We start from the raw sequence: 23,159 nt of genomic DNA, 5'->3' as shown, positions 1-23,159 counted from the left end.
GTATGCGACGTATAGCCGTAATGGGCGCTGCCGGGCGCATGGGCAAGACGCTGGTCGAAGCGGTGCAGCAGCGCTCGCCGGCGTCCGGGCTGACCGCGGCGATCGTTCGCCCGGGCAGCACGTTGATCGGTGCGGATGCCGGTGAGTTGGCCTCGCTGGGCCGTATCGGCGTTTCGTTGTCCGGCAACCTGGAGCAGGTGGCTGACGAGTTTGACGTATTGATCGATTTCACGCTGCCCGAGGTGATGCTGAAAAATCTGGCGTTCTGTCGTAAGGCAGGCAAGGCGATGGTGATCGGTACCACCGGTTTGACGGCTGAGCAGAAGCAATTGCTGGTAGAGGCGGGCAAGGATATCCCTGTGGTCTTCGCTGCTAACTTCAGCGTGGGCGTGAACCTTTCTCTCAAGTTGCTGGACATGGCCGCTCGCGTATTGGGTGATGAGGCGGATATCGAGATTATCGAAACCCATCATCGTCACAAGATCGATGCGCCGTCCGGAACTGCTTTGCGCATGGGTGAGGCTATCGCCGATGCATTGGGGCGTGACCTGTCGAAAGTGGCGGTGTATGGCCGCGAGGGGCACACCGGTGCTCGCGCGCGCGACACTATTGGGTTTGCGACAGTGCGCGGTGGTGATGTGGTGGGTGATCACACCGTGCTGTTCGCCACTGAAGGCGAGCGCCTTGAGATCACGCACAAGGCTTCCAGCCGCATGACGTTCGCCAAGGGTGCGGTACGTGCTGCGCTTTGGCTGGAGGGGCGCGAGCCTGGGCTGTACGACATGCGCGACGTGCTCGACCTGCACTAATCAGTAGCTTAAACAGGGCCTCAAGCTTATGCTTGGGCCCCGTTTTTACCCGCTAGGCGACGCCCTGTCGCATTCTCCTGCCTTTAAGGCTCATTAGCGGTGGACCCAAAAAGCCTTTTTCTGTAAGCTACAGCTTTAGTGTGTCCACTAAAAGCGCGCAGAATTATTCGGTGAAGAAGCGGGGTGACGTGTCCATACGTCACTCCGCTTTTTTACAACCTGCGATCGCCCTTTCAGGCTTTATTTACGGGAGGTCTTCTTGACTAAGCCAGCCATACTCGCCCTTGCTGATGGCAGCATTTTTCGCGGCGAAGCCATTGGAGCCGACGGTCAAACCGTTGGAGAGGTGGTGTTTAACACTGCCATGACCGGCTATCAGGAAATCCTTACCGATCCTTCCTACGCCCAACAGATCGTCACCCTGACCTATCCGCACATCGGCAACACCGGTACTACACCGGAAGACGTCGAGTCTGATCGTGTCTGGTCGGCCGGTCTGGTAATTCGTGACCTGCCTCTGGTTGCGAGCAACTGGCGTAACACGATGTCGCTGTCCGATTACCTGAAAGCCAACAACGTGGTGGCGATCGCCGGTATCGATACGCGCCGCCTCACGCGCATCCTGCGTGAAAAAGGCTCGCAGAATGGCTGCATCATGGTCGGTGACAATATCTCCGAAGAGGCGGCGATTGCCGCGGCGCAAGGGTTCCCTGGCCTGAAGGGCATGGACCTGGCGAAAGTCGTCAGCGTCAAAGAAAAGTACGAATGGCGCTCCACTGTCTGGGACCTGAAGACCGACAGTCACGCGACCATCGACGCGGCCGAGCTTCCGTATCATGTGGTTGCCTACGACTACGGCGTCAAATACAACATCCTGCGCATGCTGGTTGCGCGGGGCTGCCGCGTAACCGTGGTGCCTGCACAAACCCCGGCCAGTGAAGTGCTCGCCCTGCAGCCGGACGGTGTGTTCCTGTCCAACGGCCCAGGCGACCCTGAGCCATGCGACTACGCCATCCAGGCGATCAAGGAAGTGCTGGAAACCGAGATCCCGGTATTCGGCATCTGCCTGGGCCACCAGTTGCTGGCCCTGGCTTCCGGCGCCAAGACCCTGAAAATGGGGCACGGCCACCACGGCGCCAACCATCCTGTGCAGGATCTGGATACTGGCGTTGTAATGATCACCAGCCAGAACCACGGTTTTGCGGTGGATGAAGCGACCTTGCCGGCTAACGTGCGCGCCATTCACAAGTCGCTGTTCGACGGCTCCCTGCAAGGCATCGAGCGCACCGACAAGAGCGCGTTCAGCTTCCAGGGCCACCCTGAAGCCAGCCCGGGCCCGAACGACGTAGCGCCGCTGTTCGACCGTTTCATCAATGAGATGGCCAAGCGACGCTGACTGAGCGGCGTGCGGGCGGCCCCTGACTTCGGTGGCCCCCGCGGGCTCTTCAAGGATTGTTCAAGACGGCTTGCCGACTGACCTGCGGATTTGAGTGACAAACCCATGCCAAAACGTACAGACATAAAAAGCATCCTGATTCTCGGCGCTGGCCCGATCGTGATCGGCCAGGCCTGCGAATTCGACTACTCCGGCGCCCAGGCCTGTAAAGCCCTGCGCGAGGAGGGCTACCGCGTCATCCTGGTGAACTCCAACCCGGCCACCATCATGACCGACCCGGCCATGGCCGACGCCACCTACATCGAACCGATCAAATGGCAGACCGTTGCCAAGATCATCGAGAAAGAGCGTCCGGACGCGCTGCTGCCGACCATGGGTGGCCAGACCGCACTGAACTGCGCCCTGGACCTGGAGCGCGAAGGCGTCCTGGAAAAGTTCGGCGTAGAGATGATCGGTGCCAACGCCGACACCATCGACAAGGCTGAAGACCGTTCGCGTTTCGACAAGGCGATGAAGTCCATCGGCCTTGATTGCCCGCGCTCCGGTATCGCCCACAGCATGGAAGAGGCCAACGCCGTTCTCGAAAAGCTCGGCTTCCCGTGCATTATCCGTCCGTCCTTCACCATGGGCGGCACCGGTGGCGGCATTGCCTACAACCGCGAAGAGTTCGAAGAAATCTGCGCCCGTGGCCTGGACCTGTCGCCGACCAAAGAGCTGCTGATCGACGAATCCCTGATCGGCTGGAAGGAATACGAGATGGAGGTTGTCCGCGATAAGAAGGACAACTGCATCATCGTCTGCTCCATCGAAAACTTCGACCCGATGGGCGTGCACACCGGTGATTCGATCACCGTGGCTCCAGCGCAGACCCTGACGGACAAGGAATACCAGATCATGCGTAACGCCTCGTTGGCGGTATTGCGTGAGATCGGCGTTGAAACCGGTGGCTCCAACGTCCAGTTCGGCATCTGCCCGGACACAGGCCGCATGGTCGTGATCGAGATGAACCCGCGTGTATCGCGTTCTTCGGCGCTGGCCTCAAAAGCCACCGGTTTCCCGATTGCGCGTATCGCTGCCAAGCTGGCGATCGGTTACACCCTGGATGAGCTGCAAAACGAAATCACGGGCGGCGCCATGCCGGCCTCCTTCGAGCCGTCCATCGACTACGTTGTGACCAAGCTGCCGCGCTTTGCCTTCGAAAAATTCCCCAAGGCTGATGCGCGCCTGACCACCCAGATGAAGTCTGTCGGTGAAGTCATGGCAATCGGCCGCACGTTCCAGGAATCCCTGCAGAAAGCCCTGCGCGGCCTGGAAGTCGGTGTTTGCGGCCTGGACGAAAAGCTCGACCTGAGCAACCCAGAAAGCATGAGCATCCTCAAGCGCGAGCTGACCGTGCCGGGCGCCGAGCGTATCTGGTACGTGGCTGACGCTTTCCGCGCTGGCCTGAGCGTCGAAGATATCTTCGGCATGAACATGATCGACCCATGGTTCCTGGTGCAGATCGAAGATCTGATCAAGGAAGAAGAGAAGGTCAAGACCCTCGGTCTTTCGTCGATCGACCGCGACCTGATGTTCCGCCTCAAGCGCAAGGGCTTCTCCGACCAACGCCTGGCCAAGCTGCTGGGTGTAACCGAGAAGAACCTGCGTACCCATCGCCACAAGCTGGATATCTTCCCGGTCTACAAGCGCGTTGACACCTGCGCAGCCGAGTTCGCCACCGACACCGCGTACATGTACTCCACCTATGAGGAAGAGTGCGAAGCCGCACCGTCGGACCGCGACAAGATCATCATCCTGGGCGGTGGTCCGAACCGTATCGGCCAGGGCATCGAGTTCGACTATTGCTGCGTACACGCCGCCCTTGCACTGCGCGAAGACGGGTACGAGACCATCATGGTCAACTGCAACCCGGAAACGGTTTCCACTGACTACGACACTTCCGACCGCCTGTACTTCGAGCCGGTAACGCTGGAAGACGTATTGGAAATCTGCCGCGTCGAGAAGCCAAAAGGCGTAATCGTCCAGTACGGCGGGCAAACCCCGTTGAAACTGGCGCGTGCCCTGGAAGCGGCTGGCGTGCCGATCATCGGTACCAGCCCGGACGCCATCGACCGCGCTGAAGACCGCGAGCGCTTCCAGCAAATGGTTGAGCGCCTGAACCTGCGCCAGCCGCCGAACGCCACCGTGCGCAGCGAAGACGAAGCCATCCGCGCAGCCAGCAAGATCGGCTACCCGCTGGTGGTGCGTCCGTCCTACGTACTGGGCGGCCGTGCGATGGAGATCGTCTACGAAGAAGACGAACTCAAGCGCTACCTGCGTGACGCGGTGAAAGTGTCCAACGACAGTCCTGTGTTGCTCGACCACTTCCTCAACTGCGCCATCGAAATGGACGTGGACGCGGTTTGTGACGGCACTGATGTGGTGATCGGCGCGATCATGCAGCACATTGAACAGGCTGGCGTTCACTCCGGTGACTCCGCCTGCTCGCTGCCGCCTTACTCGTTGCCTGCGCATATCCAGGACGAGATGCGCGAACAGGTCAAGAAAATGGCCCTGGAGCTGGGTGTGGTCGGCTTGATGAACGTACAGTTGGCGCTGCAAGGCGAAGACATCTATGTCATCGAAGTCAACCCGCGCGCTTCGCGTACCGTGCCGTTCGTGTCCAAGTGCATCGGTGTGTCCCTGGCCATGATCGCTGCGCGCGTGATGGCCGGTAAGACCCTGAAGGAAATCGGCTTCACCAAGGAAATCATTCCGAACTTCTACAGTGTGAAAGAGGCGGTGTTCCCATTCGCCAAGTTCCCTGGCGTGGACCCGATCCTGGGCCCAGAGATGAAGTCCACCGGTGAAGTGATGGGCGTGGGTGACACCTTCGGCGAAGCATTCGCCAAGGCCCAGATGGGTGCCAGCGAAGTGCTGCCGACCGGCGGTACTGCGTTTATCAGCGTGCGTGATGACGACAAGCCACTGGTTGCGGGTGTGGCCCGTGATCTGATCAACTTGGGCTTTGATGTCGTGGCTACCGCCGGGACCGCCAAGCTGATCGAAGCTGCCGGCCTGAAAGTACGTCGCGTGAACAAGGTGACGGAAGGCCGTCCGCACGTGGTCGACATGATCAAGAACGACGAAGTCACGCTGATCATCAACACCACCGAAGGTCGCCAGTCGATCGCGGACTCCTACTCCATTCGCCGTAATGCCTTGCAGCACAAGATCTACTGCACCACCACCATTGCTGCAGGCGAAGCCATCTGCGAAGCGCTCAAGTTCGGTCCGGAAAAGACCGTGCGTCGCTTGCAGGATCTACACGCAGGATTGAAGGCATGATCAAATACCCAATGACCGTCCAGGGCGCCAAGGCCCTGGAAGAGGAGCACGCCCATCTGACCAAGGTCGTACGTCCAAAGCTGAGCCAGGACATCGGTACGGCCCGCGAGCTGGGTGATTTGAAGGAAAACGCCGAATACCACGCTGCTCGCGAGCAGCAGGGTATGGTCGAGGCGCGGATCCGTGATATCGAAGGCCGTATGCAGAATGCGGTGATCATCGACGTCACGACCATCCCGCACACCGGCAAGGTGATTTTCGGCACCACGGTGGAAATCGCCAACGTGGAGACGGATGAGCGCGTTGTCTACCAAATCGTGGGCGAAGACGAGGCTGACTTCAAACTCGGCAAGATCTCTGTTGGTTCGCCGCTGGCCCGCGCCCTGATTGCCAAGGAAGAAGGCGACGTGGTTGCCGTGAAAACGCCGAGTGGCGTGATCGAGTACGAGATTGTCGAAGTTCGTCACATCTGAAAGACGGCGCCCGCTTCGTGCGGGCGCCATGCTGTGGCAACTTTCCCAGATGCTTTGGGTGGGTGGCCTATGGTTGTTGCATATTGGCGTGTTGCCGGCGCTGGGTTTAATAGGCCTGGCACCCTTGCTGATCGATGAGATCGATGGCTTGCTGACTACGTTGCTGGTGAGTTTTGCCGCAGCATGCGTGACGCTCCAGGCGTTGGTGCTGGTCAAGGCTGAAGGCTTGGGGAGTTTGTGGCGGGATATTCGCGGCCAACTGCTGTTGATGGCACTGTATGCGTGCGCAATGTATTGCATTGTGCATGTATGGCTGCCGCAAGCGTTGCGCTGGCAGTTGTTCAGCTATCTTGTGCTAGGGTTTTCTGGCTTGGTGCTGGCGATACAGCCTGCGCCGGGATGGAGCGGCGGGGCGCGCGAAGCACGCCCTTGACCCTTGTCATCATTTGAAGCGATGAACGTTCGACAGTTGCTTGTTGACGTTGAAGTTCTTGCGATGCAGCAGCGCCATCTTGCCGATAACCTGAACCAGGTCCGCTTTGCCAACCTTGCACAGTTCTGCAATGGCGGCCAGGCGCGCTTCGCGATCAAGGATATTGACCTTGATCTTGATCAGTTCATGATCATTGAGTGCGCGTTCGAACTCGGCTAACACACCTTCAGTCAAACCGTTGTCTGCCACAATCAGAACTGGTTTCAAATGGTGGCCAATGGATTTGTACTGTTTCTTCTGCTCTTGAGTGAGCGGCATAATCTGACCCCTGCGTCTGATCTTGTAAAAAGCGGCGGCCAGTTTACCCGAGCGAGTCCGGGACCGCCCAGTTAATCACGACCCGTTTTATTTTCGAGGTGGCCCGTGGCCCGTTCCAAAACCAGCCTTAAGTGGCTACAAGAACATTTCAACGATCCTTACGTCAAAAAGGCGCAGAAGGACGGCTACCGTTCCCGGGCCAGTTACAAGCTGCTGGAGATCCAGGACAAGGACAAACTGATCCGGCCTGGCATGAGCGTTATCGACCTGGGCGCTGCTCCCGGAGGCTGGTCCCAGGTGACCAGTCGTCTGATTGGTGGGCAGGGCCGGTTGATCGCTTCCGACATCCTGGAAATGGACAGCATCCCCGATGTGACCTTTGTTCACGGGGACTTCACTCAGGACGCCGTGCTCGCGCAGATCCTCGAGGCCGTCGGAAATTCGCAGGTAGACCTTGTGATTTCCGACATGGCCCCCAATATGAGTGGATTACCGGCTGTTGATATGCCGCGCGCCATGTTCCTGTGCGAATTGGCACTGGATCTGGCTGGACGGGTGTTGCGTCCGGGTGGTGATTTTCTGGTCAAGGTCTTCCAGGGCGAAGGGTTTGATGAGTACCACAAGAACATCCGCAAGCTGTTTGATAAGGTTCAAACGCGTAAACCTGACTCTTCCCGGGACAGGTCCCGTGAGCAATACCTGCTCTGCCGCGGCTTTCGCGGTGTGGAAGGCGCGGCGAGCGAAGAGCGTTTTTGAGGAATTGGAGGAGGGCGATAGGTTTTTTTATATCGCTTTCGTCACGAAGCTTTACGAATATTGTGTAGTTAAAGTTTCACAAAGGGTTACAGACGGCGCCTGCCAGTGGTGTAGGTAATGTAGTAAGTTAGGCCGGTGAATATCATGCGAAGCGCGCGCCAGTAGCGGAGCTTGCTTCAGAGGGTAGTTAATTGAACGATATGGCAAAGAATCTGATCCTGTGGTTGATCATCGCGGCTGTCCTGGTGACGGTGATGAACAACTTCTCCAGCCCTAACGAGCCGCAGACCCTCAACTATTCCGACTTCATCCAGCAAGTTAAGGATGGCAAGGTCGAGCGCGTAGCGGTTGATGGCTATGTGATTACCGGCAAACGTGTCGATGGCGACAGCTTCAAGACCATTCGTCCGGCCATTCAGGACAACGGTCTGATCGGCGACCTGGTAGACAACAAGGTCGTCGTGGAAGGCAAGCAGCCTGAGCAGCAGAGCATCTGGACCCAGCTCCTGGTAGCCAGCTTCCCGATCCTGGTAATTATCGCCGTGTTCATGTTCTTCATGCGCCAGATGCAAGGTGGTGCGGGAGGCAAGGGCGGGCCGATGAGCTTCGGCAAGAGCAAGGCACGTCTGCTCTCGGAAGACCAGGTGAAAACGACCCTGGCGGATGTCGCCGGTTGCGACGAAGCCAAGGAAGAAGTGGGTGAACTGGTCGAGTTCCTGCGCGATCCGGGCAAGTTCCAGCGCCTGGGCGGGCGTATTCCTCGCGGCGTGCTGATGGTCGGCCCGCCGGGTACCGGTAAAACCTTGCTGGCCAAGGCGATTGCCGGCGAAGCCAAGGTGCCGTTCTTCACCATTTCCGGTTCTGACTTTGTCGAGATGTTTGTCGGCGTCGGTGCCAGCCGTGTTCGCGATATGTTCGAACAGGCCAAGAAGCACGCGCCATGCATCATCTTCATTGACGAAATCGACGCTGTTGGTCGCCACCGTGGCGCCGGCATGGGCGGCGGTCATGACGAGCGTGAGCAGACCCTCAACCAGTTGCTGGTGGAGATGGATGGTTTCGAGATGAATGACGGCATTATCGTCATTGCCGCAACCAACCGTCCGGACGTATTGGACCCTGCGCTGCTGCGTCCAGGCCGTTTCGACCGCCAGGTGGTCGTGGGCTTGCCGGACATCCGTGGTCGCGAGCAGATCCTTAAAGTCCACATGCGCAAAGTGCCGATGGGCGACGACGTGGCTCCGGGCGTGATTGCCCGTGGTACGCCAGGCTTCTCCGGTGCCGACCTTGCCAACCTGGTGAACGAGGCTTCGTTGTTCGCGGCCCGCACCGGCAAGCGCATCGTTGAAATGAAAGAGTTCGAGTTGGCCAAGGACAAGATCATGATGGGCGCTGAGCGCAAATCCATGGTCATGTCCGAGAAAGAAAAACAGAACACCGCCTATCACGAGGCCGGTCACGCCATTGTTGGCCGCGTTGTGCCTGAGCATGACCCGGTCTACAAGGTGTCGATCATTCCACGCGGTCGTGCGTTGGGTGTGACGATGTTCCTGCCGGAAGAGGATCGCTACAGCCTCTCCAAGCGTGCGCTGATCAGCCAGATCTGCTCGCTGTACGGCGGTCGAATCGCAGAAGAAATGACCCTGGGCTTCGACGGGGTGACTACCGGCGCTTCCAACGACATCATGCGTGCCAGCCAGATCGCACGAAATATGGTGACCAAGTGGGGTTTGTCGGAAAAACTCGGTCCATTGATGTATGCCGAGGAAGAAGGCGAGGTATTCCTGGGCCGTGGCGGTGGCGGTCAAAGCGCCAGTTTCTCGGGTGAGACAGCCAAGCTGATCGACTCCGAGGTGCGCAGCATCATTGACCAGTGCTACGGCACGGCCAGGCAGATCCTCACCGACAATCGCGACAAGCTGGACGCGATGGCAGATGCGCTGATGAAGTACGAGACCATTGATGCCGATCAGATCGACGACATCATGGCCGGTCGTACCCCTCGGGAGCCGCGCGATTGGGAAGGTGGTTCGGGTACCTCGGGCACTCCGCCAGTGGTGCAGAATGAGCGTCCTGAAGCCCCGATCGGCGGCCCTGCAGCTGACCACTAAGGTTTGAAATGATTTTCGCGTCGTCCTCCACCCGGTTGCCTTGCGGCAACCGGGTTCTTGATTTGGCCCATACACATGTCATGGGCATTCTTAATGTCACTCCAGACTCGTTTTCCGATGGTGGCCGCTTCAGCCAGCAGGATGCCGCGTTGCGTCATGCAGAGGCGATGGTGGCTGCCGGTGCAACGCTGATCGATGTCGGCGGCGAGTCGACTCGGCCTGGGGCTCGCGCCGTTTCTCCTGTGGAGGAACTGGAGCGGGTGGCGCCGATTGTCGAGCGCATTGCCCGGGAGCTGGATGTGATCATCTCCGTGGATACATCAACGCCGGCAGTGATGCGTGAGACTGCGCGCCTGGGGGCGGGGCTCATCAATGATGTGCGTGCGTTGCGGCGTGACGGTGCTCTCGACGCTGCTGCGGCGACTGGCCTGCCGGTATGTCTGATGCATATGCTGGGCGAACCCGGCAATATGCAGGATAATCCGCACTACGACGATCTGGTGGGCGAAGTCTGTGGTTTTCTTGCCGACAGGGTCGCTCAGTGCGCCAGCGTGGGCATTGGTCCTGAAAAGATCATCCTTGATCCGGGGTTTGGCTTCGCCAAGACCCTGCAACATAATTTAAGCCTGTTCAAACATATGGAAGCCCTGCATGCCCTCGGTCGGCCCCTGTTGGTCGGCGTTTCGCGCAAGAGCATGATAGGGCAGGCCTTGAATCGCCCGGTGGGTGAGCGCTTGTTTGGCGGCCTCGCGCTGGCTGCGCTTGCCGTGACCAAGGGCGCTCGTATTTTGCGTGTGCATGACGTCGCCGAGACGATGGACGTGGTGCGCATGATTGCCGCTGTAGAATCAGCCGAATAAGAATGATGGAGCACTCATGACTAAAAAATATTTTGGCACCGACGGTATCCGTGGTCGGGTCGGTGAATACCCGATTACGCCGGATTTCATGCTCAAGCTGGGTTGGGCGGCAGGTATGGCGTTCCGCAGCATGGGCGCGTGCCGCATCCTGGTTGGCAAGGACACGCGTATTTCGGGCTACATGTTTGAATCCGCGCTGGAGGCCGGGTTGTCCGCTGCCGGCGCCGATGTAATGCTGCTAGGCCCCATGCCGACGCCGGCGATCGCCTACCTGACGCGTACCTTTCACGCTGAAGCCGGTATCGTGATCAGTGCTTCGCACAATCCCCATGACGACAATGGCATCAAGTTTTTCTCGGGGCAGGGCACCAAACTGCCGGACGAGATCGAGTTGATGATCGAAGAGCTGCTGGATGCGCCGATGACGGTGGTGGAGTCCAGCAAGCTGGGCAAGGTGTCGCGCATCAATGATGCCTCCGGCCGCTACATCGAGTTCTGTAAGAGCAGCGTTCCGAGCAGCACCAGTTTTGCCGGGCTGAAGATCGTCGTCGATTGCGCCCATGGTGCGACCTACAAAGTGGCGCCGAGCGTATTCAAGGAGCTCGGTGCGCAGGTCACCGTGCTGTCGGCCCAGCCTAACGGGTTGAACATCAACGACAACTGCGGCTCCACGCACATGGAGCAGTTGCAGGCGGCCGTTCTGGCTGAGCACGCGGACCTGGGCATCGCATTCGATGGCGATGGCGACCGCGTACTCATGGTGGATCACACCGGCATGATCGTGGATGGCGATGATCTGCTGTTCATCATTGCCCGAGACTTGCATGAGCGTAACAAGCTGCAGGGCGGCGTCGTTGGCACCCTGATGAGTAATCTCGGGCTTGAGTTGGCGTTGGCGGAGCTGGGCATTCCGTTTATTCGGGCCAATGTCGGTGATCGTTATGTGATCGCCGAGCTGCTGGAGCGCAACTGGCTGGTGGGTGGCGAGAATTCGGGTCACGTCGTGTGCTTCCAGCACACCACGACGGGCGACGCTATCATCGCTGCGCTGCAGGTGCTTCTGGCCTTGCGTCGCCGTCAGGAAAGCCTGGCCCAAGCGCGACAGGCGCTGCGCAAGTGTCCGCAGGTACTGCTCAACGTGCGTTTCGCCGGTGGCGCAAACCCGATCGAGCACCCTTCTGTCAAAGAAGCGTGCGAGCGCGTGACCCAGGCGATGGCCGGGCGTGGGCGTGTGTTATTGCGCAAGTCCGGCACAGAGCCTCTGGTGCGGGTGATGGTCGAGGGCGAGGACGAAACACAGGTTCGCGGCCATGCCGAAGACCTGGCAAAACTGGTAACTGAAGTTTGCGCCTGAATTCGGCTTGCCAGTGGTGATGTGGTTGGGTAACATCTGCGCCCACTTTGACCGACGGGGTACAGCATGCGTCGCACTATGGTAGCTGGTAACTGGAAGATGCACGGTACCCGCGCCAGTGTCGCTGAGCTGATCAATGGCCTTCGTCACTTGGCCTTGCCTGGCGGTGTTGATGTCGCGGTGTTCCCGCCTTGCTTGCATATCAACCAAGTGGTTGATGGCTTGAAGGGTAAGTCGATTCAGGTCGGCGCGCAGAACTCTGCGGTGGAGCCCATGCAAGGTGCGTTGACCGGTGAGATTTCGCCGAGTCAGCTGGTTGATGCGGGTTGTTCCTATGTGCTTGTCGGGCACTCCGAGCGTCGTCAGATGATGGGCGAGCGTGATGGAACCCTCAACCGCAAGTTCGCAGCGGCACAGGCTTGTGGCTTGGTTCCAGTGTTGTGCATTGGGGAAACCCTTGAGCAGCGTGAGTCGGGCAAGACACTTGAAGTTGTCTCGCGTCAGCTGGGCAGCATCATCGAAGAGCTGGGTGTCGGTGCATTTGCAAAAGCGGTCATTGCTTACGAGCCGGTCTGGGCCATTGGCACCGGGCTGACTGCTACACCGCAACAGGCGCAGGATGTGCACGCAGCCATCCGCGCGCAGTTGGCGGCAGAGAATTCTGAAGTCGCACAAGGTGTGCGTCTTCTATACGGCGGCAGCGTGAAGGCGGCCAATGCGGTCGAACTGTTCGGCATGCCGGATATCGATGGGGGGCTCATTGGTGGAGCTTCCCTGAATGCAGATGAGTTCGGTGCGATCTGTCGCGCCGCGGGAAACTGAAAAAATGCTGGAAACAGTCGTAGTCGTTTTTCATCTGTTGGCTGCCCTGGGCGTAGTTGCCCTGGTTTTGTTGCAACAGGGCAAAGGTGCGGATGCTGGTGCGTCTTTCGGTGCAGGTGCTTCAAATACTGTATTCGGAAGCCAAGGTTCCTCTACCTTTCTTAGTAAGTTTACTGCTATACTTGCCGCCGGTTTCTTCATAACCAGCTTAGGGTTAGGTTACTTTGCTAAAGAGAAAGCTCATGTGCTGACTCAAGTAGGTTTGCCAAATCCAGCAGTGTTGGAAGTACCAAAAGCAAAACCGGCTTCTGATGATGTCCCGGTGCTTCAAGAGCAAAAGTCGGCTACTCCAGCGACTGACGTGCCTCCAGCTCAAGAGCAGAAGTAAGAAGGTTGTAAACGCTGTATTGCCGAGGTGGTGGAATTGGTAGACACGCAACCTTGAGGTGGTTGTGCCCATAGGGTGTAGGGGTTCGAGTCCCCTTCTCGGTACCAATTATCAGGAGAGCCCGCTGTTGCGGGCTTTCTTGTAGGTGGAAGGTTACATTGACCCTGTAAGGGATCGGTCGTATACTTCCGCCCCAGCTTTGTCGCGGGGTGGAGCAGTCTGGTAGCTCGTCGGGCTCATAACCCGAAGGTCGTCGGTTCAAATCCGGCCCCCGCAACCAGTTTTAGCGGAGCCCCTTTTAAGGGGCTTTTTGTTAGCTGGACACTTTCAACGCCGCTGTTCGACGGCGTTTCAAGGATGGGCGTTTCGCCCATTTTTTTATTTTGCACAGCATGCACATACATGCACGAGGGGGTTCAGGTGTCGAGCAAGCTAGAAGAGTTGCAGGCCTTGCTGGCCCCGGTGGTCGTGGCCCTAGGCTATGAATGCTGGGGTATTGAGTTTTCGGCTCAAGGTCGCCACTCAATGTTGCGCGTTTATATCGATAAAGAGGGCGGCGTGCTGGTGGACGATTGTGCCATTGTCAGCCGTCAGATCAGCGGTGTCCTGGATGTTGAAGATCCAATCGCCGTTGAATACACCCTTGAAGTTTCCTCGCCAGGCATGGAACGCCCACTGTTCACTATTGAGCAGTTTGCAAAATTTGCCGGTGAACAAGTGAAGATCAAGCTGCGCTCCCCCTTCGAGGGGCGACGCAACTTTCAGGGCCTTCTGCGCGGTGTAGAAGAGCAGGATGTCGTGGTGCAGGTAGAAGACCATGAGTTCCTGTTGCCGATCGATATGATCGACAAGGCCAACATTATTCCCAGTTTTGGCTGAGACGCGGATCCCGCGGATCCAATGGCTTGCGAAAGGCGAGGCGTACGATGAGCAAAGAAGTACTGCTGGTTGTTGAGTCGGTATCCAATGAAAAGGGCGTACCGGCAAACGTGATTTTTGAAGCGCTGGAGCTGGCCCTGGCCACTGCGACCAAAAAGCGTTTCGAAGATGAAGTTGATCTGCGTGTGGAAATCAACCGCCACACCGGTGCCTATGAGACTTTCCGTCGCTGGACGGTCGTCGAAGAAGCCGATCTTGATGATCCGGCGATTGAAACCTGGCCGAGCAAGGTTGCGCAAACGCACCCTGGCGCCAACGTCGGTGATGTCGTCGAAGAGAAGATCGAATCGATCGAGTTCGGCCGTATCGCTGCACAGACCGCCAAGCAGGTCATCGTGCAGAAGGTTCGCGAAGCCGAGCGTGCTCAAGTCGTCGATGCCTATCGCGAGCGCCTGGGTGAAATCATCTCCGGCACCGTGAAGAAAGTCACCCGCGACAACGTGATCGTCGACCTGGGCAACAACGCTGAAGCGTTGCTGGCCCGTGAAGACATCATTTCTCGCGAAACCTTCCGTGTCGGCGTGCGCTTGCGTGCGCTGCTCAAGGAAATCCGCACCGAGAACCGCGGCCCTCAGTTGATCCTGTCGCGTACCGCGCCGGAAATGCTGATCGAGCTGTTCCGTATCGAAGTGCCGGAAATTGCCGAAGGCCTGATCGAAGTCATGGCTGCGTCCCGCGACCCGGGTTCGCGCGCCAAGATCGCGGTCCGCTCCAAGGACAAACGCATCGACCCGCAGGGCGCTTGCATTGGTATGCGCGGTTCGCGCGTCCAGGCAGTGTCGGGTGAGTTGGGCGGTGAGCGTGTGGACATCGTCCTGTGGGACGATAACCCGGCGCAGTTCGTGATCAACGCCATGTCGCCAGCTGAAGTGGCGGCAATTATCGTTGACGAAGATGCCCATGCAATGGACATCGCCGTTGGCGCAGACAATCTGGCTCAGGCCATTGGTCGTGGTGGTCAGAACGTGCGTCTGGCCAGCCAACTGACCGGTTGGACCCTGAACGTGATGACCGAATCGGACATCCAGGCTAAGCAGCAAGCTGAAACCGGCGACATCCTGCGCAACTTTATCGAAGAGTTGGAAGTCGATGAAGACCTGGCTCAGGTGCTGGTAGATGAGGGCTTCACCAGCCTGGAAGAGATTGCCTACGTACCGTTGGAAGAAATGCTCAACATCGACGGCTTTGACGAAGACACCGTCAACGAGCTTCGCGCTCGGGCCAAGGATCGTTTGTTGACTAAAGCCATCGCTACTGAGGAAAAGCTGGCAGACGCCCATCCGGCCGAAGACCTGCTCTCGCTTGAGGGTATGGACAAGGATTTGGCGATGGAACTGGCGGTGCGCGGCGTAATTACCCGCGAAGACCTGGCCGAGCAGTCTATTGACGATCTGCTCGACATCGACGGCATTGACGAAGATCGTGCCGGCAAGTTGATCATGGCCGCCCGAGCCCATTGGTTCGAGTAATTAGGCGCGGCCTGAGGAGAGAAGTGCATGACGCAAGTCACGGTGAAACAACTGGCCGATGAGGTCAAAACACCGGTAGAGCGCCTGTTGCAGCAGATGCGTGAGGCAGGTCTGCCGCACACCGCCGCCGATGAAGGTGTGAGCGATAGTGAGAAGCAGTCTTTGCTGACTCACTTGAAGAGCAGCCACAAGGCGAAAGTGGAAGAACCGCGCAAGATTACATTGCAGCGCAAAACCACCAGCACCCTGCGTGTAGCGGGTAGCAAGAGCATCAGCGTTGAAGTACGCAAGAAGAAAGTCTTCGTACAGCGCAGCCCGGAAGAAATCGAAGCCGAGCGCAAACGCGAACTTGAAGAGCGTCGCGCAGTAGAAAATGCTGCTCGTCAGAAGGCTGAAGAAGAAGCCAAGCGTCGCGCCGAAGAAGAAGCGCGTCGCCAGCCTACTGCTGCGCAACCTGCTAACACTGACGCGGTTGCCGCTCCTGTTGAAGCTGTGCGTGAGGCCGCTCCGGTGGCTGCCGCACCTGCTCCTGCAGCAGATGCCCGCAAGCGCGACGAACCTCGTCGTCCGGACAAACCGCGTGCCGACGATAACAATCGTCGCGGTGGTGGTGGCGATGGCGAGCGTAAAAACGCTCCACATCGTGCCTCGGTCAAAGAGAAAGCGCCTGCTCCACGCGTTGCCCCACGTACTACTGACGAAGAGAGCGATAGCTTCCGTCGCGGTGGTCGCGGCAAGGCCAAGCTGAAAAAACGCAACGCCCACGGTTTCCAGAGCCCAACCGGCCCTGTCGTGCGTGATGTGCAGATCGGCGAGACCATCACCGTTGGCGATCTCGCCAATCAGATGTCGGTCAAGGCTGCTGAAATCATCAAGTTCATGTTCAAACTGGGTACTCCAGCGACCATCAACCAGGTGCTTGATCAGGAAACTGCTCAGCTGGTAGCCGAAGAACTGGGCCATAAAGTGACCCTGGTCAGCGACACCGCCCTGGAAGATTCCCTGGCCGAGTCCCTGAAGTTTGAAGGTGAGACGTTCTCCCGTGCGCCAGTTGTGACCGTAATGGGCCACGTTGACCACGGTAAGACATCCCTGCTCGACTACATCCGTCGTGCCAAGGTAGCTGCTGGCGAAGCCGGTGGTATCACCCAGCACATCGGTGCGTACCACGTTGAAACCGAGCGCGGCATGGTCACCTTCCTCGACACCCCAGGTCACGCCGCGTTTACCGCAATGCGTGCCCGTGGTGCCAAGGCGACTGACATCGTGATCCTGGTCGTTGCAGCGGACGACGGCGTGATGCCGCAGACCATTGAAGCTGTCCAGCATGCCAAGGCCGCTGGCGTTCCACTGGTTGTTGCAGTGAACAAAATCGACAAGCCGGGCGCCGATCTCGATCGCATCCGTAGCGAACTGTCGGTTCACGGCGTGACATCCGAAGAGTGGGGCGGTGATACGCCGTTCGTTTCGGTCTCGGCCAAGGTCGGTACTGGCGTGGACGAACTGCTCGAAGCAGTCCTGCTGCAGGCTGAAGTACTCGAACTGAAAGCAACTCCATCGGCTCCAGGTCGTGGTGTTGTGGTTGAATCGCGTCTCGACAAAGGTCGCGGCCCGGTTGCAACCGTCTTGGTTCAAGACGGTACCCTGCGCCAAGGCGACATGGTGCTGGTCGGTTCGAACTATGGCCGCGTGCGTGCCATGCTCGACGAGAACGGCAAGCCAATCAAGGAAGCCGGTCCTTCCATCCCTGTCGAGATCCTCGGCCTGGACGGTACCCCGGACGCTGGCGACGAGATGAGCGTGGTTGCCGACGAGAAGAAAGCCCGTGAAGTGGCTCTGTTCCGTCAAGGCAAGTTCCGCGAAGTCAAACTGGCTCGTGCTCACGCCGGCAAGCTGGAAAACATCTTCGAGAACATGGGCCAGGCAGAGAAGAAGACGCTTAACATCGTCCTCAAATCTGACGTACGCGGTTCCCTTGAAGCGTTGAACGGCGCCTTGAACGGCCTGGGTAACGACGAAGTGCAAGTGCGCGTTGTCGGTGGCGGTGTCGGTGGTATCACCGAATCCGACGCCAACCTGGCACTGGCTTCCAACGCTGTACTGTTCGGCTTCAACGTGCGTGCCGATGCTGGCGCTCGCAAGATCGTCGAGCAGGAAGGCCTGGACATGCGTTACTACAACGTCATCTACGACATCATCGAAGACGTCAAGAAAGCCCTTACCGGCATGCTTGGCAGCGACGTTCGGGAGAATATCCTGGGTGTTGCCGAGGTGCGTGACGTGTTCCGCTCGCCGAAATTCGGCGCGATCGCCGGTTGCATGGTTATTGAAGGTGTTGTGCACCGTAACCGTCCAATCCGTGTACTGCGTGAAGACATCGTTATCTTCGAAGGCGAGCTGGAATCCCTGCGCCGCTTCAAGGATGACGCTTCCGAAGTACGTGCCGGCATGGAATGCGGTATCGGCGTCAAGAGCTACAACGACGTCAAGCCTGGCGACAAGATCGAAGTCTACGAGAAGGTCCAGGTTGCTCGCAGCCTCTAACTCGCGCACTTCCGGAGCCACGCCGCGTGTGGGCATGCAAATGCCCCGCGCAGCGTACGGACTCTAAACGCAACGCCCGGTCTGGCTTTTGTCAGGCCGGGCGTTTGCCGCTTTCAGACCCCACGGGTTTCACCGTGTGGCAGCAACAGGTAACAAGACATGGCAAAAGAATACAGCCGTACCCAACGTATCGGCGATCAGATGCAGCGTGAGCTGGCTCAACTGATCCGTCGCGAAGTCAAAGACCCGCGCGTTGGCCTGGTCACCATCACCGCCGTTGAAGTGAGCCGTGACGTGGGTCACGCCAAAATCTTCATCACCGTGATGGGCCAGGACAACAGCGAAGAAATCGCGCAAAGCATCAAGGTGCTCAACTCGGCCGCAGGTTTCCTGCGCATGCAGTTGGCCCGTGAAATGAAATTGCGCAGCGTTCCGCAGTTGCACTTCCACTACGACGAAAGCGTCGTACGTGGCGCACATTTGTCGGCACTGATCGAGCGCGCCGTGGCTGAAGACAGCCAGCATCCGTCCACACCTGAAGACGCCAAGGAGTAAGCGGTGGCTCAGGTCAAACGTATCCGCCGTAACGTCAGTGGCATCATTCTGCTCGACAAGCCCATTGGCTTTACCTCCAATGCCGCGTTGCAGAAGGTTCGCTGGCTGCTCAACGCCGAAAAGGCCGGGCACACCGGTAGCCTCGACCCGCTGGCTACCGGCGTGCTGCCGTTGTGCTTTGGCGAGGCGACCAAGTTCTCGCAATACCTGCTCGATTCCGACAAGGGTTATGAAACCCTGATGCAACTGGGCAAGACCACCACCACGGCCGACGCCGAAGGTGATGTTCTGCAAGTTCGCGACGTGACCGTTGGTCGTGCCGATATCGAGGCTGCCTTACCCGCTTTCCGTGGGCAAATCAGCCAGATACCGCCGATGTACTCGGCTCTCAAGCGTGACGGGCAACCTCTTTACAAGCTGGCACGTGCGGGTGAAGTGGTGGAGCGTGAACCGCGTTCTGTTACTATTGCCCGGCTGGAATTGCTCGCCTGTGAAGGTGACACCGCCCGATTGGCCGTGGACTGCAGCAAAGGCACCTATATCCGTACCCTGGTGGAAGATATTGGTGAGCAACTGGGCTGTGGCGCATACGTTGCCGAACTGCGACGTACACAGGCCGGCCCTTTCACCCTGGCCCAGACGGTCACGCTGGAAGAGCTCGAAGCGGTACACGCCGAAGGCGGCAACGAAGCGGTAGATCGCTTCCTGATGCCATCGGACAGCGGTTTGCTGGATTGGCCATTGCTGCACTTCTCGGAACACAGCGCGTTCTACTGGCTCAACGGCCAGCCGGTACGCGCCCCGGATGCCCCGAAGTTCGGCATGGTGCGAGTACAGGATCATAACGGTCGTTTCATCGGTATCGGTGAAGTGAGCGAAGACGGGCGCATCGCGCCGCGTCGACTGATTCGGTCAGAATGACCGAACGAGTGTGGCTGTTAACAGGCATGGTCAACACTCATTTTTAGATACAGGGATTTGTCCCTGGCCTGTTGAAACTACCCCTGGGTGGTTTCCTGAAAAAAGGATTGCCTCATGGCTCTCGACGTTCAAGAAAAAGCACAAATCGTAGCTGACTATCAGCAAGCTGTTGGTGACACTGGTTCGCCAGAAGTGCAAGTTGCACTGCTGACCCACAACATCAACAAACTGCAAGGTCACTTCAAGGCCAACGGTAAAGATCACCACTCCCGTCGTGGTCTGATCCGCATGGTAAACCAGCGCCGTAAGCTGCTGGACTACCTGAAAGGCAAGGATCTGGGTCGTTATCAGGCTCTGATCGGTCGCCTGGGTCTGCGTCGCTAATCAGCGATTGCGCTAGAGGTTGGTTGTCTGCCGTGTGTCAGTGGGATTCCCGCTGGCCCATGGCAGGCTCCCAGCCTCAAGTTTTATCTGGATACACGTTTTACCCTGGACAAAGGTTGGGCCGATTCCCGACGTTGCCCAAGAATTTCGCAAGAAAACAAGTTCCCCAAGAGCCACAAAGAAGGTAGGACACCGTGAACCCGGTTATCAAAAAATTCCAGTTCGGTCAGTCGACCGTTACCCTCGAGACAGGCCGTATCGCCCGTCAAGCCTCCGGCGCAGTGCTGGTTACCGTTGACGACGACGTTACCGTACTGGTGACCGTTGTTGGCGCCAAGACCGCTGACCCGAGCAAAGGCTTTTTCCCTCTGTCCGTTCACTACCAGGAAAAGACTTACGCTGCCGGTAAGATCCCTGGCGGTTTCTTCAAACGCGAAGGCCGTCCTTCCGAGAAAGAAACCCTGACTTCCCGACTGATCGACCGTCCGATCCGTCCGCTGTTCCCAGAAGGCTTCATGAACGAAGTGCAGGTTGTCTGCACCGTCGTTTCCACCAGCAAGAAAACCGATCCGGACATCGCTGCGATGATCGGTACTTCGGCTGCACTGGCCATCTCCGGCATTCCTTTCGATGGCCCGATCGGCGCTGCCCGCGTTGCGTTCCACGAAAGCACCGGCTACCTGCTGAACCCGACTTACGAGCAGCAGAAGGCTTCGAGCCTGGACATGGTCGTTGCCGGTACTTCGGAAGCGGTATTGATGGTTGAATCGGAAGCCAAAGAGCTGACCGAAGACCAGATGCTGGGCGCCGTACTGTTTGCTCACGACGAGTTCCAGGTTGTGATCAACGCCGTTAAAGAACTGGCTGCCGAAGCTGCCAAGCCAACTTGGGCCTGGGCTCCACAGCCTGAAGCCACCGAATTGCTGGGCGCTATCCGCGCAGAATTCGGCGCTGCCATCTCCGATGCCTACACCATTACCGTCAAGGCCGACCGTTACGCTCGCCTGGGCGAGTTGAAGGAACAGGTCGTGGCCAAGCTGTCCGGTGAAGAAGGCCAGCCTTCCGCCAGCGAAGTCAAAGCAGCCTTCGGCGAAATCGAATACCGCACCGTTCGCGAAAACATCGTGAACGGCAAGCCGCGTATCGACGGTCGCGACACCCGCACCGTACGCCCGCTGAACATTGAAGTCGGCGTTTTGCCGAAGACTCACGGTTCGGCGCTGTTCACCCGTGGTGAAACCCAGGCCCTGGTAGTCGCGACGCTGGGCACCGCCCGTGACGCACAGCTGCTGGACACCCTGGAAGGCGAGAAGAAAGACCCGTTCATGCTGCACTACAACTTCCCTCCGTTCTCGGTGGGCGAGTGTGGTCGCATGGGTGGCGCTGGTCGTCGCGAAATCGGTCACGGCCGTCTGGCCCGTCGTTCGGTCCAGGCCATGCTGCCGGCCGCTGACGTGTTCCCGTACACCATTCGTGTTGTATCGGAAATCACCGAGTCCAACGGTTCCAGCTCCATGGCTTCCGTTTGCGGTGCTTCGCTGGCATTGATGGACGCTGGTGTGCCGATGAAGGCGCCAGTTGCCGGTATCGCCATGGGCCTGGTTAAGGAAGGCGAGAAGTTCGCCATCCTGACCGACATCCTGGGCGACGAAGACCACCTGGGCGACATGGACTTCAAGGTAGCCGGTACCGCCAAAGGCGTGACCGCGCTGCAGATGGACATCAAGATCAAGGGCATCACCGAAGAGATCATGGAAATCGCTCTGGGCCAAGCCCTGGAAGCGCGCCTGAACATCCTCGGCCAGATGAACCAGATCATTGGTCAGTCGCGTACCGAGCTGTCGGAAAATGCTCCGACCATGATCGCGATGAAAATCGACACCGACAAAATCCGTGATGTCATCGGTAAAGGCGGCGCGACGATCCGTGCAATCTGTGAAGAAACCAAGGCCTCGATCGATATCGAAGACGACGGTTCGATCAAGATCTTCGGCGAAACCAAGGAAGCGGCTGAAGCTGCACGTCAGCGCGTCCTGGGCATCACCGCTGAAGCCGAAATCGGCAAGATCTACGTCGGTAAGGTTGAGCGCATCGTCGACTTCGGTGCCTTCGTCAACATCCTGCCGGGCAAAGACGGTCTGGTGCACATCTCCATGCTGAGCGACGCTCGCGTTGAGAAAGTGACCGACATTCTGAAAGAAGGCCAGGAAGTGGAAGTGTTGGTACTGGACGTGGACAACCGCGGCCGTATCAAACTGTCCATCAAGGACGTAGCAGCAGCCAAGGCTTCGGGCGTTTAATCACCCGCAAGCTTTACGCTGAAAGAAAGGACTCTGCGGAGTCCTTTTTTATGCGTGCGAGAAAGTGAAGCAGAATCAGCTGTTTAGCCCATCACAAAAGCCGCAACTTGCATGCAGTCACGATGACCTTCATGCAAGTTGCACGATTTCGAAAATGGCGATGTTTTTTAACTTATTGTTTTATAAGGGTTTTTATCTGACTGGCGACTTGGCACACTGCCTGCAATATCCCTGGTAGCGCTGCAGCACCAAGATTTACGTACTGCAGTCTTTTAATAAAACAGGAGTTACTCGTATGAAGAAGTTCGCTCTCGCTACTGCTACCGCTCTGACTCTGGCCATGGGTGCTAACGTAGCCTTTGCTCAGACTTCCCAAGCCCCTATGACCCTGGCGGCTGGTGAAGCGACCCAGGCTAAGGAAAGCGTTTCGGATACTTGGATCACCACCAAAGTCAAAGCTGACCTGCTGACTGAAAAAGGCATCCCAGGTTCGGACATCAAGGTTGAAACCAACAAAGGCGTGGTTTCCCTGTCTTCCGACGTAGCTATCTCGGACTCGCAGAAAGCGACCGCTGTAGCGATCACCAAGAAAATCAAAGGCGTGACTGCTGTTTCTGCAGACGGCCTGCTGGCTGGCGGCGCTACCAAGGCTGACGGTATCGACAAAACCAAAGGCGCAGCCCATAACGCTGGAGAGGCGACTAGCGACACTTGGATCACCACCAAAGTGAAGGCTGACCTGGTTACCGAGAAAGGTATTCCTGGCACCGACATCAAGGTTGAAACCAACAAAGGCGTTGTGTCCCTGTCGTCCCCTACCGCCGTAACCGCAGCGCAGAAAGAAACGGCTGTTGCGATCACCAAGAAAATCAAAGGCGTTAAAGCTGTTTCGGCCGATGGCCTGAAAGCAGAGTAACGCTGCAGGTTTCGTCTGAACTGAATGGCGGCGGCGTGGGGTGAGTTAGTTATCCATCCCATGCACCTCTGGAGTTCATGCGAC

Annotated in this window: 20 protein-coding genes and 2 tRNA genes; 21 read left to right on the top strand and 1 reads right to left on the bottom strand. The window is 58.1% G+C overall.

Annotation, left to right across the window (positions count from 1 at the left end; translation table 11 throughout):
- Positions 1–2: 2 nt before the first annotated feature.
- From dapB to C4J85_RS23110, 5 genes are all read left to right on the top strand, one after another.
- Entirely contained in the window at positions 3–809 is an 807-nt protein-coding gene (dapB, locus tag C4J85_RS23130) for a 4-hydroxy-tetrahydrodipicolinate reductase (protein ID WP_053137815.1), read from the top strand.
- A 259-nt stretch (positions 810–1,068) separates the two neighbouring features.
- Positions 1,069–2,205 (top strand): glutamine-hydrolyzing carbamoyl-phosphate synthase small subunit, encoded by a 1,137-nt coding sequence (gene carA / locus C4J85_RS23125; protein ID WP_124408192.1) that lies wholly within the window; start codon positions 1,069–1,071, stop codon positions 2,203–2,205.
- A gap of 105 nt (positions 2,206–2,310) precedes the next feature.
- Positions 2,311–5,532, top strand: a complete 3,222-nt coding sequence (gene carB / locus C4J85_RS23120; protein ID WP_124371892.1) for a carbamoyl-phosphate synthase large subunit — start codon at positions 2,311–2,313, stop codon at positions 5,530–5,532.
- The gene (greA, locus tag C4J85_RS23115) at positions 5,529–6,005 is read left to right on the top strand and encodes a transcription elongation factor GreA (protein WP_124364443.1); all 477 of its coding nucleotides are present in this window, start codon (positions 5,529–5,531) and stop codon (positions 6,003–6,005) included. Before carB ends, greA begins: the two co-directional genes overlap by 4 nt.
- Positions 6,006–6,033: 28 nt before the next feature.
- On the top strand, positions 6,034–6,438 hold the full coding sequence (locus C4J85_RS23110; RefSeq protein ID WP_124364442.1) for an MFS transporter: 405 nt from the start codon (positions 6,034–6,036) through the stop codon (positions 6,436–6,438).
- Positions 6,439–6,447: 9 nt separating this feature from the next.
- On the opposite strand, the gene C4J85_RS23105 is transcribed toward C4J85_RS23110, so the two are convergent.
- A complete protein-coding gene (locus C4J85_RS23105) occupies positions 6,448–6,756 on the bottom strand; it encodes a YhbY family RNA-binding protein (protein ID WP_124364441.1) in 309 nt (102 codons plus the stop codon).
- Between the two features lie 105 nt (positions 6,757–6,861).
- On the opposite strand from C4J85_RS23105, the gene rlmE reads away from it, so the two are divergent.
- The 16 genes from rlmE (at position 6,862) to C4J85_RS23025 (ending at position 23,075) form a co-directional block, all read left to right on the top strand.
- Positions 6,862–7,512, top strand: coding sequence for a 23S rRNA (uridine(2552)-2'-O)-methyltransferase RlmE (gene rlmE, locus C4J85_RS23100; protein ID WP_032862906.1), 651 nt, complete (start codon positions 6,862–6,864; stop codon positions 7,510–7,512).
- Between the two features lie 200 nt (positions 7,513–7,712).
- Positions 7,713–9,623, top strand: coding sequence for an ATP-dependent zinc metalloprotease FtsH (gene ftsH / locus C4J85_RS23095; protein WP_124364440.1), 1,911 nt, complete (start codon positions 7,713–7,715; stop codon positions 9,621–9,623).
- An 8-nt stretch (positions 9,624–9,631) separates the two neighbouring features.
- On the top strand, positions 9,632–10,483 hold the full coding sequence (folP, locus tag C4J85_RS23090; protein ID WP_124408190.1) for a dihydropteroate synthase: 852 nt from the start codon (positions 9,632–9,634) through the stop codon (positions 10,481–10,483).
- Between the two features lie 16 nt (positions 10,484–10,499).
- A complete protein-coding gene (glmM, locus tag C4J85_RS23085; RefSeq protein ID WP_124368380.1) occupies positions 10,500–11,837 on the top strand; it encodes a phosphoglucosamine mutase in 1,338 nt (445 codons plus the stop codon).
- 66 nt (positions 11,838–11,903) lie between these two features.
- Positions 11,904–12,659, top strand: coding sequence for a triose-phosphate isomerase (gene tpiA, locus C4J85_RS23080; RefSeq protein WP_124410795.1), 756 nt, complete (start codon positions 11,904–11,906; stop codon positions 12,657–12,659).
- Between the two features lie 4 nt (positions 12,660–12,663).
- The gene (secG, locus tag C4J85_RS23075) at positions 12,664–13,047 is read left to right on the top strand and encodes a preprotein translocase subunit SecG (protein WP_010206600.1); all 384 of its coding nucleotides are present in this window, start codon (positions 12,664–12,666) and stop codon (positions 13,045–13,047) included.
- 21 nt (positions 13,048–13,068) lie between these two features.
- Positions 13,069–13,154 (top strand) — tRNA-Leu (locus tag C4J85_RS23070).
- Between the two features lie 96 nt (positions 13,155–13,250).
- A tRNA-Met gene (locus tag C4J85_RS23065) sits at positions 13,251–13,327 on the top strand.
- Between the two features lie 140 nt (positions 13,328–13,467).
- Complete coding sequence (gene rimP / locus C4J85_RS23060; protein WP_164484568.1) at positions 13,468–13,926, top strand: ribosome maturation factor RimP; 459 nt, start codon at positions 13,468–13,470, stop codon at positions 13,924–13,926.
- Positions 13,927–13,973: 47 nt separating this feature from the next.
- Entirely contained in the window at positions 13,974–15,455 is a 1,482-nt protein-coding gene (gene nusA / locus C4J85_RS23055; RefSeq protein WP_057725019.1) for a transcription termination factor NusA, read from the top strand.
- Between the two features lie 27 nt (positions 15,456–15,482).
- The gene (gene infB, locus C4J85_RS23050) at positions 15,483–17,999 is read left to right on the top strand and encodes a translation initiation factor IF-2 (RefSeq protein WP_124364436.1); all 2,517 of its coding nucleotides are present in this window, start codon (positions 15,483–15,485) and stop codon (positions 17,997–17,999) included.
- Between the two features lie 159 nt (positions 18,000–18,158).
- A complete protein-coding gene (rbfA, locus tag C4J85_RS23045) occupies positions 18,159–18,554 on the top strand; it encodes a 30S ribosome-binding factor RbfA (protein ID WP_003176137.1) in 396 nt (131 codons plus the stop codon).
- Between the two features lie 3 nt (positions 18,555–18,557).
- Positions 18,558–19,475, top strand: a complete 918-nt coding sequence (gene truB / locus C4J85_RS23040) for a tRNA pseudouridine(55) synthase TruB (protein ID WP_003176136.1) — start codon at positions 18,558–18,560, stop codon at positions 19,473–19,475.
- A gap of 114 nt (positions 19,476–19,589) precedes the next feature.
- Positions 19,590–19,859, top strand: coding sequence for a 30S ribosomal protein S15 (gene rpsO / locus C4J85_RS23035; protein WP_003176135.1), 270 nt, complete (start codon positions 19,590–19,592; stop codon positions 19,857–19,859).
- A 194-nt stretch (positions 19,860–20,053) separates the two neighbouring features.
- Complete coding sequence (pnp, locus tag C4J85_RS23030; RefSeq protein WP_124368378.1) at positions 20,054–22,159, top strand: polyribonucleotide nucleotidyltransferase; 2,106 nt, start codon at positions 20,054–20,056, stop codon at positions 22,157–22,159.
- A gap of 295 nt (positions 22,160–22,454) precedes the next feature.
- Positions 22,455–23,075, top strand: coding sequence for a BON domain-containing protein (locus C4J85_RS23025; RefSeq protein WP_124368377.1), 621 nt, complete (start codon positions 22,455–22,457; stop codon positions 23,073–23,075).
- Positions 23,076–23,159 lie beyond the last annotated feature (84 nt).

The sequence above is a fragment of the Pseudomonas sp. R4-34-07 genome, assembly GCF_003852375.1.
GTDB lineage: Bacteria > Pseudomonadota > Gammaproteobacteria > Pseudomonadales > Pseudomonadaceae > Aquipseudomonas.
Note: the sequence above shows the minus strand (reverse complement) of the source record. Positions and strands in the feature narration are given on the sequence as shown.

What these genes read in the sequence shown, in the direction of transcription:
- ftsH (WP_124364440.1), top strand. Translation starts at nt 7,713, where the DNA reads ATGGCAAAGAATCTGATCCTGTGGTTGATCATCGCGGCTGTCCTGGTG.
- nusA (WP_057725019.1), top strand. Translation starts at nt 13,974, where the DNA reads ATGAGCAAAGAAGTACTGCTGGTTGTTGAGTCGGTATCCAATGAAAAG.
- infB (WP_124364436.1), top strand. Translation starts at nt 15,483, where the DNA reads ATGACGCAAGTCACGGTGAAACAACTGGCCGATGAGGTCAAAACACCG.
- C4J85_RS23105 (WP_124364441.1), bottom strand. Translation starts at nt 6,756, where the DNA reads ATGCCGCTCACTCAAGAGCAGAAGAAACAGTACAAATCCATTGGCCAC.
- dapB (WP_053137815.1), top strand. Translation starts at nt 3, where the DNA reads ATGCGACGTATAGCCGTAATGGGCGCTGCCGGGCGCATGGGCAAGACG.
- rpsO (WP_003176135.1), top strand. Translation starts at nt 19,590, where the DNA reads ATGGCTCTCGACGTTCAAGAAAAAGCACAAATCGTAGCTGACTATCAG.
- tpiA (WP_124410795.1), top strand. Translation starts at nt 11,904, where the DNA reads ATGCGTCGCACTATGGTAGCTGGTAACTGGAAGATGCACGGTACCCGC.
- greA (WP_124364443.1), top strand. Translation starts at nt 5,529, where the DNA reads ATGATCAAATACCCAATGACCGTCCAGGGCGCCAAGGCCCTGGAAGAG.
- glmM (WP_124368380.1), top strand. Translation starts at nt 10,500, where the DNA reads ATGACTAAAAAATATTTTGGCACCGACGGTATCCGTGGTCGGGTCGGT.
- C4J85_RS23025 (WP_124368377.1), top strand. Translation starts at nt 22,455, where the DNA reads ATGAAGAAGTTCGCTCTCGCTACTGCTACCGCTCTGACTCTGGCCATG.
- carB (WP_124371892.1), top strand. Translation starts at nt 2,311, where the DNA reads ATGCCAAAACGTACAGACATAAAAAGCATCCTGATTCTCGGCGCTGGC.
- folP (WP_124408190.1), top strand. Translation starts at nt 9,632, where the DNA reads ATGATTTTCGCGTCGTCCTCCACCCGGTTGCCTTGCGGCAACCGGGTT.
- rbfA (WP_003176137.1), top strand. Translation starts at nt 18,159, where the DNA reads ATGGCAAAAGAATACAGCCGTACCCAACGTATCGGCGATCAGATGCAG.
- C4J85_RS23110 (WP_124364442.1), top strand. Translation starts at nt 6,034, where the DNA reads ATGCTGTGGCAACTTTCCCAGATGCTTTGGGTGGGTGGCCTATGGTTG.
- secG (WP_010206600.1), top strand. Translation starts at nt 12,664, where the DNA reads ATGCTGGAAACAGTCGTAGTCGTTTTTCATCTGTTGGCTGCCCTGGGC.